The 12,794-nt window shown below is 30.4% G+C and carries 15 protein-coding genes; 2 read left to right on the top strand and 13 right to left on the bottom strand.

Annotated features, from left to right (window positions below; genetic code table 11):
- Positions 1–26: 26 nt before the first annotated feature.
- A complete protein-coding gene (locus GRQ01_RS01420) occupies positions 27–509 on the bottom strand; it encodes a peptidylprolyl isomerase (protein ID WP_158334072.1) in 483 nt (160 codons plus the stop codon).
- A gap of 9 nt (positions 510–518) precedes the next feature.
- A complete protein-coding gene (locus tag GRQ01_RS01415; protein ID WP_158334071.1) occupies positions 519–1,226 on the bottom strand; it encodes a YebC/PmpR family DNA-binding transcriptional regulator in 708 nt (235 codons plus the stop codon).
- A 106-nt stretch (positions 1,227–1,332) separates the two neighbouring features.
- Between GRQ01_RS01415 and GRQ01_RS01410 the strand changes: the two genes are divergently transcribed.
- Together GRQ01_RS01410 and GRQ01_RS01405 are read left to right on the top strand one after the other, a co-directional pair.
- Positions 1,333–1,674 carry a DMT family transporter gene (locus GRQ01_RS01410; protein ID WP_158334070.1) on the top strand — a complete coding sequence of 114 codons (342 nt, stop codon included), beginning with the start codon at positions 1,333–1,335 and terminating at the stop codon, positions 1,672–1,674.
- Positions 1,674–1,982: a DMT family transporter gene (locus GRQ01_RS01405; protein ID WP_158334069.1), complete on the top strand. Its 309-nt coding sequence runs from the start codon at positions 1,674–1,676 to the stop codon at positions 1,980–1,982. Before GRQ01_RS01410 ends, GRQ01_RS01405 begins: the two co-directional genes overlap by 1 nt.
- Positions 1,983–2,004: 22 nt before the next feature.
- On the opposite strand, the gene argS is transcribed toward GRQ01_RS01405, so the two are convergent.
- The 11 genes from argS to GRQ01_RS01350 all read right to left on the bottom strand — a co-directional run bounded on the left by argS (position 2,005) and on the right by GRQ01_RS01350 (position 12,794).
- Positions 2,005–3,597 carry an arginine--tRNA ligase gene (gene argS, locus GRQ01_RS01400; RefSeq protein WP_158334068.1) on the bottom strand — a complete coding sequence of 531 codons (1,593 nt, stop codon included), beginning with the start codon at positions 3,595–3,597 and terminating at the stop codon, positions 2,005–2,007.
- 10 nt (positions 3,598–3,607) lie between these two features.
- Positions 3,608–3,841: a twin-arginine translocase TatA/TatE family subunit gene (locus GRQ01_RS01395; RefSeq protein ID WP_158334067.1), complete on the bottom strand. Its 234-nt coding sequence runs from the start codon at positions 3,839–3,841 to the stop codon at positions 3,608–3,610.
- 1 nt (position 3,842) lies between these two features.
- Entirely contained in the window at positions 3,843–4,475 is a 633-nt protein-coding gene (gene gmk / locus GRQ01_RS01390; protein WP_158334066.1) for a guanylate kinase, read from the bottom strand.
- On the bottom strand, positions 4,465–5,682 hold the full coding sequence (locus GRQ01_RS01385) for a hypothetical protein (RefSeq protein WP_158334065.1): 1,218 nt from the start codon (positions 5,680–5,682) through the stop codon (positions 4,465–4,467). Before GRQ01_RS01385 ends, gmk begins: the two co-directional genes overlap by 11 nt.
- 56 nt (positions 5,683–5,738) lie before the next feature.
- Positions 5,739–6,506, bottom strand: a complete 768-nt coding sequence (fliR, locus tag GRQ01_RS01380) for a flagellar biosynthetic protein FliR (protein ID WP_158334064.1) — start codon at positions 6,504–6,506, stop codon at positions 5,739–5,741.
- Complete coding sequence (locus GRQ01_RS01375; protein WP_158334063.1) at positions 6,493–7,128, bottom strand: ABC transporter ATP-binding protein; 636 nt, start codon at positions 7,126–7,128, stop codon at positions 6,493–6,495. The genes fliR and GRQ01_RS01375 overlap by 14 nt, the downstream gene beginning before the upstream one ends.
- An 11-nt stretch (positions 7,129–7,139) precedes the next feature.
- A complete protein-coding gene (gene tsf, locus GRQ01_RS01370; RefSeq protein WP_158334062.1) occupies positions 7,140–8,213 on the bottom strand; it encodes a translation elongation factor Ts in 1,074 nt (357 codons plus the stop codon).
- On the bottom strand, positions 8,213–8,998 hold the full coding sequence (gene rpsB, locus GRQ01_RS01365) for a 30S ribosomal protein S2 (RefSeq protein WP_158334061.1): 786 nt from the start codon (positions 8,996–8,998) through the stop codon (positions 8,213–8,215). Before rpsB ends, tsf begins: the two co-directional genes overlap by 1 nt.
- Before the next feature lie 113 nt (positions 8,999–9,111).
- Positions 9,112–10,275 carry an SAM-dependent methyltransferase gene (locus GRQ01_RS01360; protein ID WP_158334060.1) on the bottom strand — a complete coding sequence of 388 codons (1,164 nt, stop codon included), beginning with the start codon at positions 10,273–10,275 and terminating at the stop codon, positions 9,112–9,114.
- 147 nt (positions 10,276–10,422) lie between these two features.
- Complete coding sequence (locus tag GRQ01_RS01355) at positions 10,423–11,547, bottom strand: c-type cytochrome (protein WP_158334059.1); 1,125 nt, start codon at positions 11,545–11,547, stop codon at positions 10,423–10,425.
- Positions 11,547–12,794 carry a cytochrome b gene (locus tag GRQ01_RS01350; RefSeq protein WP_158334058.1) on the bottom strand — a complete coding sequence of 416 codons (1,248 nt, stop codon included), beginning with the start codon at positions 12,792–12,794 and terminating at the stop codon, positions 11,547–11,549. Before GRQ01_RS01350 ends, GRQ01_RS01355 begins: the two co-directional genes overlap by 1 nt.

The following is a 12,794-nucleotide window of genomic DNA, read 5'->3' as shown; positions in this document are numbered from 1 at the left end:
TGCAAATTGGATAAAATTCTAAAAATTTAAATTTTATCACAAATTGTTATTTCTAAGATTTTATCTCCTTGACGTATAGAATCTAAAACTTCTAAACTTTCTTTATTGTCTAAACTAATTTGCCCAAAAACAGTATGCACGCCATCTAAATGAGGTTGTACACTATGACAAATAAAAAATTGAGATCCCCCTGTATCACGTCCTGCATGTGCCATAGATAAAGTGCCGCGTTGATGCTTATGCCTTTGTCCATCACACTCACATACAATCTCATATCCAGGCCCTCCTATACCATTGCCATGAGGACAACCTCCTTGTATGACAAAATTAGGAATCACACGATGAAAAGTCAAATCTTTATAAAATCCTTCCTTAGCTAAATTTGCAAAATTACAAACCGTTTGAGGCGCTTCATCGCCTAAAAGTTCTAATTTCATCGTGCCTTTTTCAGTTTTTATAAGTGCAAATTTATACTCATTTACCTTGCTTGTATCTATTGTTTTTATCATATTTTCTCCTTAATCTATATTTGTATAAACAGCTTGGACATCATCTTCTTCTTCTAATTTATCAAGAAGTTTTTCTATATCATTAAGCTGTTCTTCACTAAATTTTACAGGATTATTTGGTATGTATTCAAGCCCTGCCTTCTTAAGAATTAAGCCTTTAGCTTCTATAGCACAACTAAGCTCACCAAAAGCTGTATAATCACCAAAAATTACCAATTCCTCTTCATTTTGTTCTAATTCTTCAAGACCAGCATCTATTAAATCAAGCTCCAATTGCTCTAAATCTCCTCCGAATTTCTCAAGATGAAAAACTGCTTTTTTAGAAAACATAAAGCCTAAAGACCCATTTTGCAAAACCTCTCCCCCATTTTTACTAAAAATAGCTTTGACATTAGCCACAGTTCTAGTAGAATTATCCGTCATACACTCAACTATAACTAAGGCTCCATGGGGTGCCTTACCTTCATAATAAATGTTTTTAATATCAACATTATCTTTACCACTAGCACGTTTTATGGCTGCTTCTATATTGTCCTTGGGCATATTATTTGCCTTTGCAGTAGCTATAGCACTTCTTAATTTAGGATTCATATCAGGGTCTATCCCACCTTCTTTGCAAGCTACTTGTATGGCCTTAGCAAGCTTAGGAAAAAGCTTACTCATTTTATCCCATCTAGCCTCTTTAGAAGCTCTTCGGTACTCAAATGCTCGTCCCATAAATTCTCACTTTCTTTTAAAGATTTTAAATTTATAAAGTATAAACTAAAAAGACTAATTAAAGCTTTAAATGGTATGATTTTGCGATTTTAATTAAGGAGAATTTTTGGATATTGCAAAAAAAGAACTTTTTATGGCTTGGCTTTTTTTAATTGCTGCTATAGCATTTGAAGTTTTAGGTACTAGTTTTTTAAAAATAGAAAATCAAATTTTAGGCTATATTTTCATGACTTTATTTATAGCTTTTTCTTATTTTTTTATGGGTAAAGCGATTAAAAAAATTCAAGTAGGAATTGCCTATGCCATTTGGGAACTTCTAGGTATTATTTTCATACTTTTAATCTCCTTTATTGTGTTTAAAGAAAGCTTAAGTTTAATGCAAATCATAGGTATCACCCTTGCTATTATAGGCATTATTATGATAAATATTGGTGAGGTGAAAGAATAATGTATATTATATTTATAATATTATCAGCATTCTTGGATATAGTGGCTAATTTATTATTAAAAAAATCTCATGGTTTTAAATACAAAATTTGGGGCGTAGCTGCAATCATTCATGCTATATTAGCATTCTTTTTACTTTCTTTTTCTTTAAAATATGCACCTTTAAGCATTGCTTATTCAACCTGGGGTGCAATAGGAATCTTAGGGACTTGCCTTGGAGGCTGGATTTTATACAAAGAAAAATTAAATAAAATAGGAATTTTAGGCATTGTCATTACAATCATAGCAGTATTTTTACTCCATTATTAAAAACAGTAAAAATTTATGAAATTTAATGCTCCATTTTATCTTTTGCTTCAATACCCATTAAAGCAAATGCAGTTTTAATACTAAGGGCGATTAAAGCAAAGAGTTTAAGCAAATCATTTTCATTAATAGAACCTATAACTTTATTTTCATTATAAAACTTATGAAAACTTGCAGCTAAATTTTTAAGATAATCAGGAATTTTTTGTAAAGCTCTTGCTTCAAAAGCATCATTTAAAATAGTTTTTAAATTCAAAGCTTCAAACAGTAAATTAACCCCATCTTGATTTAAACTTTGTAAATTAGCATCAATAACATCATCTATCTTTTTACCCGCTTTGGCAAATACTTGATGAATTCTAGCATGCGCATAATTAATATAATATACAGGATTGGAATTATCTTGTTTTTGCAAATCGCTTATATCAAATTCTAAATGTGTATCGCATTTTTTACTTAAGAAAATATAACGCAAAGCATCGCTTCCTATTTCTTCTATTACATCACTCATCAAAATAAAATTGCCTGCTCTTTTACTCATTTTATAAGGTTCTCCATCCTTAAGCAAAGAAACCATTTGTGCTAAAATAATCTCAAGATTATCAGGATTAAAACCCAAAAATTCCATTGCTGCTTTTATCCTAAAAATATATCCATGATGATCAGCACCCCAAATATTAATACACTTATCATAAGAACGACTCATTTTATCTTTATGATAAACAATGTCAGCTGCTAAATAAGTCCCTCTTCCATCCTCGCGGATAATCACACGATCCTTTTCATCGCCTTTTTGCGAAGACGCAAGCCAAATTTTGCCTTCTTTTTCATAAATACCTTTGTGCTCTTTTAAAGAATTTAAAGTTGCATTTAAAGCATCATAATACGAACTTTCATTAGCATAAGTATCGATTTTAATCTTTGCTTGTTCTAAATTTTTTTTAATTAAAAAAAGCATCTTGTCTTTTGCCCAAGAAGCTAACGCAGCTATATTCTCTTGGCTAAAAAATTGTTCACCAAATTTCTCAAAAGCCTCCTTAGCTAAATCAACAATATATCTGCCTTTATAGTATTGTTCAGGATAATTGACTTTTTCTTTTAAAATATTTTCCTTAACACTAAGCAAAACAGAAAGGCCTAATAAATAAATCTGATTGCCCGCATCATTAACATAATATTCCGTATCAAATCTATAGCCTAAATGTCTTGCAAGTCTTGCTAAAGTATCTCCAAAAACAGCACCCCTTGCATGCCCTATATGCAAGGGTCCTGTAGGATTTGCACTCACATACTCAAGCAAGAAACTTTCTTGCTTTTTTTCTCCTTTGGTAAAAGCATTAGGCTGTTTTAAAGCCTTAGTTGCTAATTTATTTAAAAAAGCTTTTGAAATTTTAAAATTCAAATACCCATTTACAGCTTGAACACTCTCAAAACAAACATGATTAGCAAATTTACTTGCCAAATCATTTGCAATAAGTACAGGAGATTTTTTTAATTCTTTGGCCAAAGAAAAAGCTAAAGGAGTAGCAAAATGTGCTAAATTTTTATCTTTAGGATTTTCAAGCACAAAGTCACATTCTAAAATCTTTTTAATTTCATTAAAAACAATACTCTTCAAAAATTAAACCTTAAACTTTTTTATTTTCATCTAAGTTAACATCTGCTGACTCAGTATTGGCATTTTGTTTTTCTTCAATTTTTTGAGTATTTTTTGCTATTTCATCATTATTCATCTCATCTTTAAAGGTCTTAATACCCTTACCTAAGCCTTTAGCAAGTTCTGGAATTTTCTTTGCACCAAAAAGCAATACGACAATTAATAAAATAACCAACCAATGACTCGGACTTGACCAACCACCCATTTTATTCTCCTTCATTCCAAATATTTTGAATTTGCTCTAGATTTTGCCCTTTGGTTTTAAATTTATGGGCGATTAAAATCGCTCGCAATGCTTCATAACTTTGCTCTATTTTATCATTGATAATTAAATAATCATATTCACAAAGCTCTTTAATCTCATTACTAGCGTTTTGTAATCTTTTTTCTAGTTGTATTATTGTATCAGTATTTCGCTTAATAAGTCTTTTTTTTAATTCTTCTTTATTTTTTGTAGTCACAAAGACAGACACGATATTATCTTGCATCTTTTCCTTTACAATCTTAAAACCTTGCACATCTATATCAAAAACAACTATTTTTCCTTTACATAAAGCATTTTTAGTATGTTTAAAAGAAGTACCATAAAAATTTTCATGTACTTTTGCCCATTCTAAAAAATAATCATTATTTATATCTTTTTGAAATTCTTCGCGGGAAACAAAATAATAATCAACTCCATTTTTTTCATCTTCTCTTGGTGCACGCGTTGTAGAAGAAATAGAAAAATAAAGTTCATCTTGAAATTCATCAAAAAGTTTTTTTAAAAGAGTTGATTTACCTGATCCACTAGGACCTGAAACCAACAAAATAAAACCTTGCAATTTCTCAATCCTCATTAAAACTAATATTTATATTTATATTCATATTCATGCCCTTAAGTGCTGCTTTTAAAGCATCACCTTTAATACTTGAAGTAATAGCTCCTGCTATACTCTGACTAAGCTCATTAACTATTTCTTCATTGGCATCATTTTTCAATTTTACAAGATGAGTTTTTTCATCTTTTACCAATACTTCTTCCCCAAGAGCTTCTTGTATCTCACTTTCTGTTAAAGCATCAAAATCATTAAAATGCGGCACAACAAGTTCCTCATCATGAGTTGGCAATTCTTCCTCATTTAAAATCGGCTCGTCTTTAAAGTCTTCTAAAACTTTATTACTATCATCATTTTTAAGATCATCAAGCTCATCAAGCTGTGCTAATTCTTCTTTAATTTGATCTTGAGTGCTTAAATTAGAAGCAAAATCTTGTATTTGTTCTTGTATCTGTTCTTCTACAACAGGATCAAATTCCTCTGTAGTTTCTTGTAAATTTTCATCTTCTTTTGCTTGACCTAAAAATTCAGCATCCTCAGGAATATCGTCAAAACTCATTTCTTTTTCTTGTTCTTCAACAGAAATTTCATCTAAATTAGGATCTAATGGAGTTTTTAATTCATGATCTTTTGCAAGTTCTTCTTCATTTTCTATAGTATGTAATTTTTCTTCTAAATTAGGCTTGTTTTGATCTTGAGATTGTTCTTCTTCTGTGTGATGATCTTGTAGTATTTGAGTTTTTTCTCCATCAACAAGACTTTCTTCTTCAATCTTATCATTTAAACTTAAGTCTTCTAAATCATTGTCTGAATTTATATTTAAGCTATCATCATCAAGCGTATCATCTAAATTTAAATCAGCTGATAAATCATCATCAATATGAGAATTTTCATCATTATTTAAAACTAAAGATTGCACTAAGTCAGGTTCTTTAACATCTTGATCATTAAACAAATTTAAAAAATCTGTAGGTAAAAAAGGTTTTTGCAAAATTTGCACATCAAGATCTATATCTTGATTACGTGGAGCTAAAAAAATCAATCTTTCACATTTTTCTTTAAGAATCTTTAAAGGTGCAGGAGTATCACTATCTACAACAATGACATCATAATGGGATAAATTTTCATTATAAGCATCAAGCTCTTCAAAATCACAAGACATTTTTTTTGCACTCAAACTCACAAGCCTTGAAACTACAGGGTTTTCATTTAAAAGTAAAATTTTCATCACTTTAATCCTTGAAAAATAATTATCATTTTACGATAATTTCATTTATCCTTTCCTTAGGAAAAAAAAAGAGTTTGCATATGTGTTAAAACTTCTAAAATTAAATTCTTAAAATATTGCATCATCACAAGCAAAATAGCCATCAAAACTACAAAACCTATGGCAATTTTTACAGGATATCCAATTACTAAAAGATTAAATTGTGGCATAGTTTTCATCAAAATTCCAAAAACAACGTCCGCTAAAAGCGAAATCGCAAGTATAGGAAAACTCATAGTAAAACCTATAATAAAAATATTTAACATACCTATATTTAAATAATGCATTAAATTTTCATGCAAATAAAACCCGCCTAAATTAATGTATCCTAAAGAATGGCTTAAAAATAAAAGCATTAAATGATGCCCATCAAAAGCAAGAAAAAATATCAAAGCCAATAAATTTAAAATTTGTGCTGTAATAGGCATAGCAATACCTAAACTTGGATCTAATACATTTGCTATAGTAAAACCCATAGTAAATGCGATTTGCTCACCCGCCATCATAAGAATAACAAAAATGATTTGTAGCATAAGTCCAGCTATCATCCCAAAAACCACTTCACTAATAAGCTGTAAAATAAAAAAACTATCCAAATGTAAAGACTCTAGCTTTGCCAAAGGATATAAATAAATAGTTAAAAAAAGAACTAAAGTACTTTTGATTATCACAGGAATAGAATTATGTGAGAAGAAAGGAAAAAAAACCATAAGACCACTCATTCTAGCAAAAAGCAACATAAAAGTTACAACATTTTTATCACCTAAATAATTAATAAATTCCATGAGTGTTTATAGTATAGGTTTTATCACAAAAACTTGCAAGCTTACTATCATGAGTAACAAAAAATAAAGCTGCATTATTTTCTTTAACATAAGAAATTAAAAGTTCTATCACATTTTGTGCGTTTTCAAAATCCAAATTTCCCGTAGCTTCATCTGCAAAAATAAGTTTTGGTTTTTTACAAAGTACACGTGCAATACTAACACGTTGTTGTTGTCCTCCGCTTAATTTGCTTATTTTTTGATTTAGAAGTTTATCAATGCCTAAATTTTTTAAAATTCCCTCATCCAAACTTTCTCCTGATAAAACGCTAGCAAGTTCGACATTCTCCAAAGTAGAAAAGCCTTTAAATAAATAATGCGTTTGAAAAATAATCCCAAAATCATAACGACGAATTTTAATTCTTTCATTATCGCTGACTTGATAAAGATTGCAACCTTTAAAAAAAACCTCACCTTTTTTTGGACGTAATAAAGAAGAAAGTATGTGTAAAAGAGTAGATTTACCGCAACCACTAGTGCCTTGTATAGCGACACAATCTTTCGCATTTAAATGTAAATTTAAATTATCAAAGAGCGGATAATCAAAACTATGCCCAATATTTTCCGCTCTTAAAAGTTCCATTTTAACTGTTTTTAAAGTTGCGCTGCAACTTCAGCTGCAAAATCTTCGGTTTTCTTTTCTAATCCTTCACCTACTTCAAAACGGATAAAATCAACGATTTTAATTTTCCCACCCCATTCTTGTTCTTTTTGACTAATTACTTGTTCTACGGTTTTTTTATCATCCATAACATAAAATTGACCCATTAAAGTAAGCTTACTATCAAGCTGCGAATTCTCCGCGATAAAACTATTCATTTTACCTGGAATAATATTATCCCAAATTTTTTCAGGTTTTCCTTGAGCTTTTAATTCTTCTTTAATAGCATCTTGGGCTTTTTTTAAAATCTCATCATTAAGTTGCTTACGGCTTGCAAATTGAGGAATTTTATGTTCAGGTTTATTAGGATCTTTAAGTCTGCGTCTTTCTTCATTTTCTTTTTCAAGTTCAGCAACCAAAGCCTTATATTCATTTTCTATAAAAGCCATATCTAAATCTTCATAACTCAAATAACTTGGTTTCATTGCAGCAATATGCATGCAAAGTTGCTTTAAAAAATCTCTTGATTTTAAAGCCATTTCAGCATTATCACAAGTAGCACCGATAATAACTCCTACACGTCCATTAGTATGAATATAGCCATTTACAACGCCATTTTCACCTGCTTTTAAAGTAGCAAATCTTCTTACAACTAAATTTTCACCTATAGTTGCAATTTGACTTTTTAAATATTCTTCAAATTGTACGCCTTTAATTGTACTTAAATAAAGTTCTTCTACAGTTTGCAAACCATTGTTTTGAATGTGAGTTGTTGTATCTTTTGTCAAAGCAATAAATTGATCATTTTTAGCCACAAAGTCTGTTTCAGAATTAATCTCACTTACAGTCGCACTTGTAAAATCATCGCTTATCTTTACACTCACCAAACCTTCAGCCGCAAGTCTATCAGCTTTTTTAGCAGCCTTACCTAAACCTTTTTCTCTTAAAAGCTGAACGGCTTTATCAAAATCACCTTGAGTCTCACTTAAAGCATTTTTACAATCCATCATTCCCGCTCCCGTGCTTTCACGGAGTTCTTTTACCATAGCAGCAGTAATTTCAGTCATTATTCTTGCTCCTCATCAAAGTCTTCTATAGCTTCATCTAAAACTTCTTTTTTCTCTTCATCTGTGATTTCTTTTTCTTCGTTTACTACAGGCTGATCATCTTGCTCTCTTAAAGCCTTGCCTTCATTAATAGCCTCAGCCATTTCTTGACAAAAAAGCTGTACTGAACGGATGGCATCATCATTTCCTGGAATTGGATAAGTTACCAAATCAGGATCACAATTAGTATCAAGCGGTGCTACTACAGGGATTTTTAATCTATTAGCTTCTTGAACAGCAATTTTTTCTTTTACCGTATCAATAACAAAAATCATATCAGGTTGTGTTTTCATATAACGGATACCACCAAGATAAGCTAATAATTTTTCTTTTTTTCGAGTAAGCATTAAAGCTTCTTTCTTAGTTAAAAGCTTAATACTTCCATCTTCTTCCATTTTTTCAATAACTTCTAATTTTCTAATAGATTGACGTATAGTTCCAAAATTTGTCATCATACCACCAAGCCATCTATGATTGACATAAGGCATACCGCATTTTTCAGCATATTCTTTTATCGCTCCTCCTGCTTGCTTTTTAGTTCCAACAAAAAGTATGGTTTTACCCTCAGCAGCAGCATCACGGACAATATTATATGTATATCTAAAATATCTTAAGGTTTTTTGTAAATCAATTACATAAATGCCTTTTCTTTCACCAAAAATAAATTTTTTCATTTTTGGATTCCAACGTCTTGTTTGATGCCCAAAATGAACACCACACTCTAATAAATCTCTCATACTGACCATAAAATTCTCCTTAACAATTTAGCTTTATTCCTCCGCATCCTTTAATTTTACAAGCTAAAAGGATTGATGCGTGTGAAATGAAAGTGTGATTATATCGAATTGAAGTTTAGTTTTTACTTATAAATATATTCTTTAGTAAGGCTTAAATTGTTATTGATTTCTTTAGTAATTAAAAATTGGAACAAATCTACACTTCCAATACGAAAAGCAGACGCACAAGAACGCAAATACAAATTCCACATTCTTATAAATTCCTCATCATAGTTTTTTCTCACCTCATCTAAAACTTGATTGAAGTTTTGCTCCCATAAATCCAAAGTTTTAGCATAATGAATTCTTAAACTTTCAGCTAAAAGAAGGTGAAAATCCCACTCGCTCATAGTACTTACAACTTCCCTTAAAGAAGGTAAATAACCCCCCGGGAAAATATACCTATCTATCCAAGCATTAGTATGACCTTCAAACATAGCTAAAATAGAGTGTAAAAGCATAGTTCCTCCTGGCTTTAACACTTGCTTAGCTTTCATAAAATAAAGCCCTAAATTTTCCTTACCCACATGTTCAAACATACCCACTGAAACAACTTTATCAAAATAATTTTCAAATTCTAAATCTTGATAATTTTGAAGCCTTATTTCTACTTTGTCCTCAAGTCCTAATTCTTTTACTCTTTCTTGAGCTTTTTTGCATTGTTCTTGCGAAATAGTAATCCCTAGAACTTTAACTCCATATTTTTGTGCCGCTGTTATAGAAAGCCAACCCCAACCACAACCAATATCTAAAAGCTTCTCATTTTGCTTTAAATCAAGTTTTTTAAGAGTGTGTTCTATTTTATTAATCTGAGCCTCATAAAGCGTATCATTGCAATTTTTAAAATACGCACAAGAATAACTCATCGTATCATCAAGCCAAAGTTTATAAAAATCATTGCCTATATCATAATGGCTCTTAATATTTTTACTTTCTTGTTTTTGATTGATTTTACTTAATACTTGTTCTTTATTTTTTAAAAAACGTCGATTAGAAAAATAATACAACACTTTAGCAATTTCATCATAATCACCTTCTATATCAAGTTTAGCTTCCATATAATGTTTAGCAAAAACTAAACTTGTATCCTCAAATAATTTTAAAAAAGGAATTTTTTCTTTAAAAATTAAAGAAAACTTACTAGGTTTTTTTCCAATAAAAACTTCTTCTTTATCCCAAAAAACAATTCTAAAATCTCCATAATTCCATTTTTTTAAAATAAATTTAATTAATTTTTTTTCTAACATAAAAAATACTCCTAAATATATAAAAATAATTTTACAGCGTAAAGTATCTCTCTTTGAATATTAAAATTTAATAAAAATGTAGAAAAAATGGGATTTTTTACCACTAAAAGGCAAATAGTGGTAAAAATGTAATATTAAAATGTTATATCAATGTAATTTAGACCAAACAGAACGTTTCCAAGCTACAGCAAAAACACTTAAAATCACAAAGAAAGCTATAATGTAAAGCCCAAGAATTTTTCTTTCTTCTTTTTTACTATCACCTACTTGTTCGATATAAGATATAACTTTAGCTTGTGCAGATTCTTTTAAGCCTACTCTTGGCATAGCAGTTCCTGGGAGAAGTTTTTGCGTATTATTGATAAAATCATGTAAATACTCTTGACCACGGGATCTAATCATCATAGAAAGATCAGGTGGAACCGACCCTAAATAAGCTTTTAAATCATTTTTATTTGATGGAGCAAAGAAATTATCATATTTCATATCATGACAACGTCCACAAGCCTCAATAAAAGTAGCTTTATTTTTAGCAAAAGCTATATCTTTTTGCATTAAAGCTAATTTTTGATCATTATTTTCCATATTAGCATATTTAACTTCAACTTCTTTTTTAATAGCTAAGTTCTGATTGGCTTCAAATTGAAGGCTTACTTCTTTAAGATAAGCAATAACATTAGCTATATTCTCATTTACAAGATCTTGGCTGTCTCCTGAAGTTTCACTATTATAAGCTGTCATGATAAAAGCATCTGCAAATTTATGATCAACTTTTAAAGCAAGTGCAGGATGCATGATCAAAGCAGCTAAAAACTTCTCATCAAATATAGCGCCTGCTGAACTAAGATCAGGTGGGACAACCCCCATAGAAGAATCAGTAATATTTGCCATAATTCCATCTTCTTTTATACCATGACATGCAAAACAATTATTATTAAAAAATTCTTTCCCTTTTTTTGCATCGCCTTTAGCAAAATCTATTTTTGCAACCTCAGCCCAAAGGGCTTCGATTTTATTTAAATTCGCTTTAGCCTCATCAAGTTCTTTTTGTGCACTTTTAATTTTTGCTAAATCGCCCAAAGCTTGTGCTTCTTTTAAAGCTAATTCCTTATTTTGGACTGTATTTTTTGCAAAAGTAGTATCTTCAACAGCAAAATCAAAATTAGCAGGAGTAACATGAGGTTTCATTACCGAGTGTGCATAAGGCTCTACGCCCCAATACACAAGTGCAGTAAAAACAACTACTACTAAAAATATTTTTAATTCTCTCATTATTTAGCTCCTTTTTTTTCCATAATTGTAATAATTGGTAAAACTACAATAAGCAAAAGTAAAAACACAACAGAAGCATAAAATCCAACCCAAGCATTAACACCTGTTGGAGGAAGTTTTCCATAAATTGTAAGAACAATCAAATCAATCAATAAAATCCAAAACCAAATAAAAAATAAAGGTCTTTCATGTGCTGGTTTTACAACATCGCTTCTATCAAGCCAAGGAAGCAAAAAGAAAATCACCTGGGCAATACCAAAAGCAAGCAAACCTATATCAAAAGCTTTAATACCAGCAATATCAAAGAAAAATCCTCTTAAAACCTCATAACTCCACAAAAAATACCACTCAGGATAAATATGTGCTGGAGTTTTAAGTGCATCTGCAGGATCAAAATTAATAGGATCCATTGCAAAATCGAATTTAAAACACACTAAATAAAAAAAGAAAATCATAAAAAAGCTTATATACATAAAATCTTTAGATAAAAATCCTGGCCAAAAAGGAATGACTTTAGAACTTTTTGTATCCCCTGCCATGTATTTTTCAGCTTCCAAATCAAAATCTAATTCCTCAGAAATTTCATTATTTACATGAGGAATTCTTAAAGAGTAAAAATGAAATACTATAATAGCTATAATAACTATAGGAAGTAAGCATACATGCAACATAAAAAATCTTGTTAAAGTCGGATCAGAAACTGCATAATCTCCGCGAATCCAAATCACAAGTTCAGGACCAATAAAAGGAATACCACCAAAAAGATTTGTAATAACTTGAGCTGCCCAATAGCTCATTTGACCCCAAGGAAGCATATAGCCACTAAAAGCTTCAGCAGAAAATACTACAAACAAAAGCATACCGCTAACCCAAATCATCTCACGGCCCTTTTTATAAGAACCATAATAAATTCCTGTTAACATATGTATATATATAATTAAAAATACAATTGAAGCGGCAACACCGTGCATATGACGCCAAAGCCAACCATAATCTACTTCTTGCATGATAGTTTTATTAACACTATCAAAAGCAAGTGCTGTATCAGGCTTATAATACATCACAAGCAAAAGCCCTGTAACAAAAAGCACTGCAAACAAAGTAGTTAAAATAACCCCCATGGCCCAAAGAAAATTAATTTGCTTTGGTATCCAATATTTTATCATCAAAACATCAAGTAATTTGTGTATTGCAAGTCTTTGATCAAGCCAATCTAAAAGACCATCAGCTTTTCTAATTTGTGCCAT

Source organism: Campylobacter bilis, assembly GCF_016806695.1.
In the GTDB taxonomy this organism is placed as follows: Bacteria; Campylobacterota; Campylobacteria; order Campylobacterales; family Campylobacteraceae; genus Campylobacter_D; species Campylobacter_D bilis.
The sequence above is the reverse complement of the archived record's forward strand: the minus strand, read 5'-3'. Positions and strand labels throughout refer to the sequence as shown.

What these genes read in the sequence shown, in the direction of transcription:
- GRQ01_RS01420 (WP_158334072.1), bottom strand. Translation starts at nt 509, where the DNA reads ATGATAAAAACAATAGATACAAGCAAGGTAAATGAGTATAAATTTGCA.
- GRQ01_RS01415 (WP_158334071.1), bottom strand. Translation starts at nt 1,226, where the DNA reads ATGGGACGAGCATTTGAGTACCGAAGAGCTTCTAAAGAGGCTAGATGG.
- GRQ01_RS01405 (WP_158334069.1), top strand. Translation starts at nt 1,674, where the DNA reads ATGTATATTATATTTATAATATTATCAGCATTCTTGGATATAGTGGCT.
- GRQ01_RS01395 (WP_158334067.1), bottom strand. Translation starts at nt 3,841, where the DNA reads ATGGGTGGTTGGTCAAGTCCGAGTCATTGGTTGGTTATTTTATTAATT.
- gmk (WP_158334066.1), bottom strand. Translation starts at nt 4,475, where the DNA reads ATGAGGATTGAGAAATTGCAAGGTTTTATTTTGTTGGTTTCAGGTCCT.
- GRQ01_RS01385 (WP_158334065.1), bottom strand. Translation starts at nt 5,682, where the DNA reads ATGAAAATTTTACTTTTAAATGAAAACCCTGTAGTTTCAAGGCTTGTG.
- fliR (WP_158334064.1), bottom strand. Translation starts at nt 6,506, where the DNA reads ATGGAATTTATTAATTATTTAGGTGATAAAAATGTTGTAACTTTTATG.
- GRQ01_RS01375 (WP_158334063.1), bottom strand. Translation starts at nt 7,128, where the DNA reads ATGGAACTTTTAAGAGCGGAAAATATTGGGCATAGTTTTGATTATCCG.
- tsf (WP_158334062.1), bottom strand. Translation starts at nt 8,213, where the DNA reads ATGACTGAAATTACTGCTGCTATGGTAAAAGAACTCCGTGAAAGCACG.
- rpsB (WP_158334061.1), bottom strand. Translation starts at nt 8,998, where the DNA reads ATGGTCAGTATGAGAGATTTATTAGAGTGTGGTGTTCATTTTGGGCAT.
- GRQ01_RS01360 (WP_158334060.1), bottom strand. Translation starts at nt 10,275, where the DNA reads ATGTTAGAAAAAAAATTAATTAAATTTATTTTAAAAAAATGGAATTAT.
- GRQ01_RS01355 (WP_158334059.1), bottom strand. Translation starts at nt 11,547, where the DNA reads ATGAGAGAATTAAAAATATTTTTAGTAGTAGTTGTTTTTACTGCACTT.
- GRQ01_RS01350 (WP_158334058.1), bottom strand. Translation starts at nt 12,794, where the DNA reads ATGGCACAAATTAGAAAAGCTGATGGTCTTTTAGATTGGCTTGATCAA.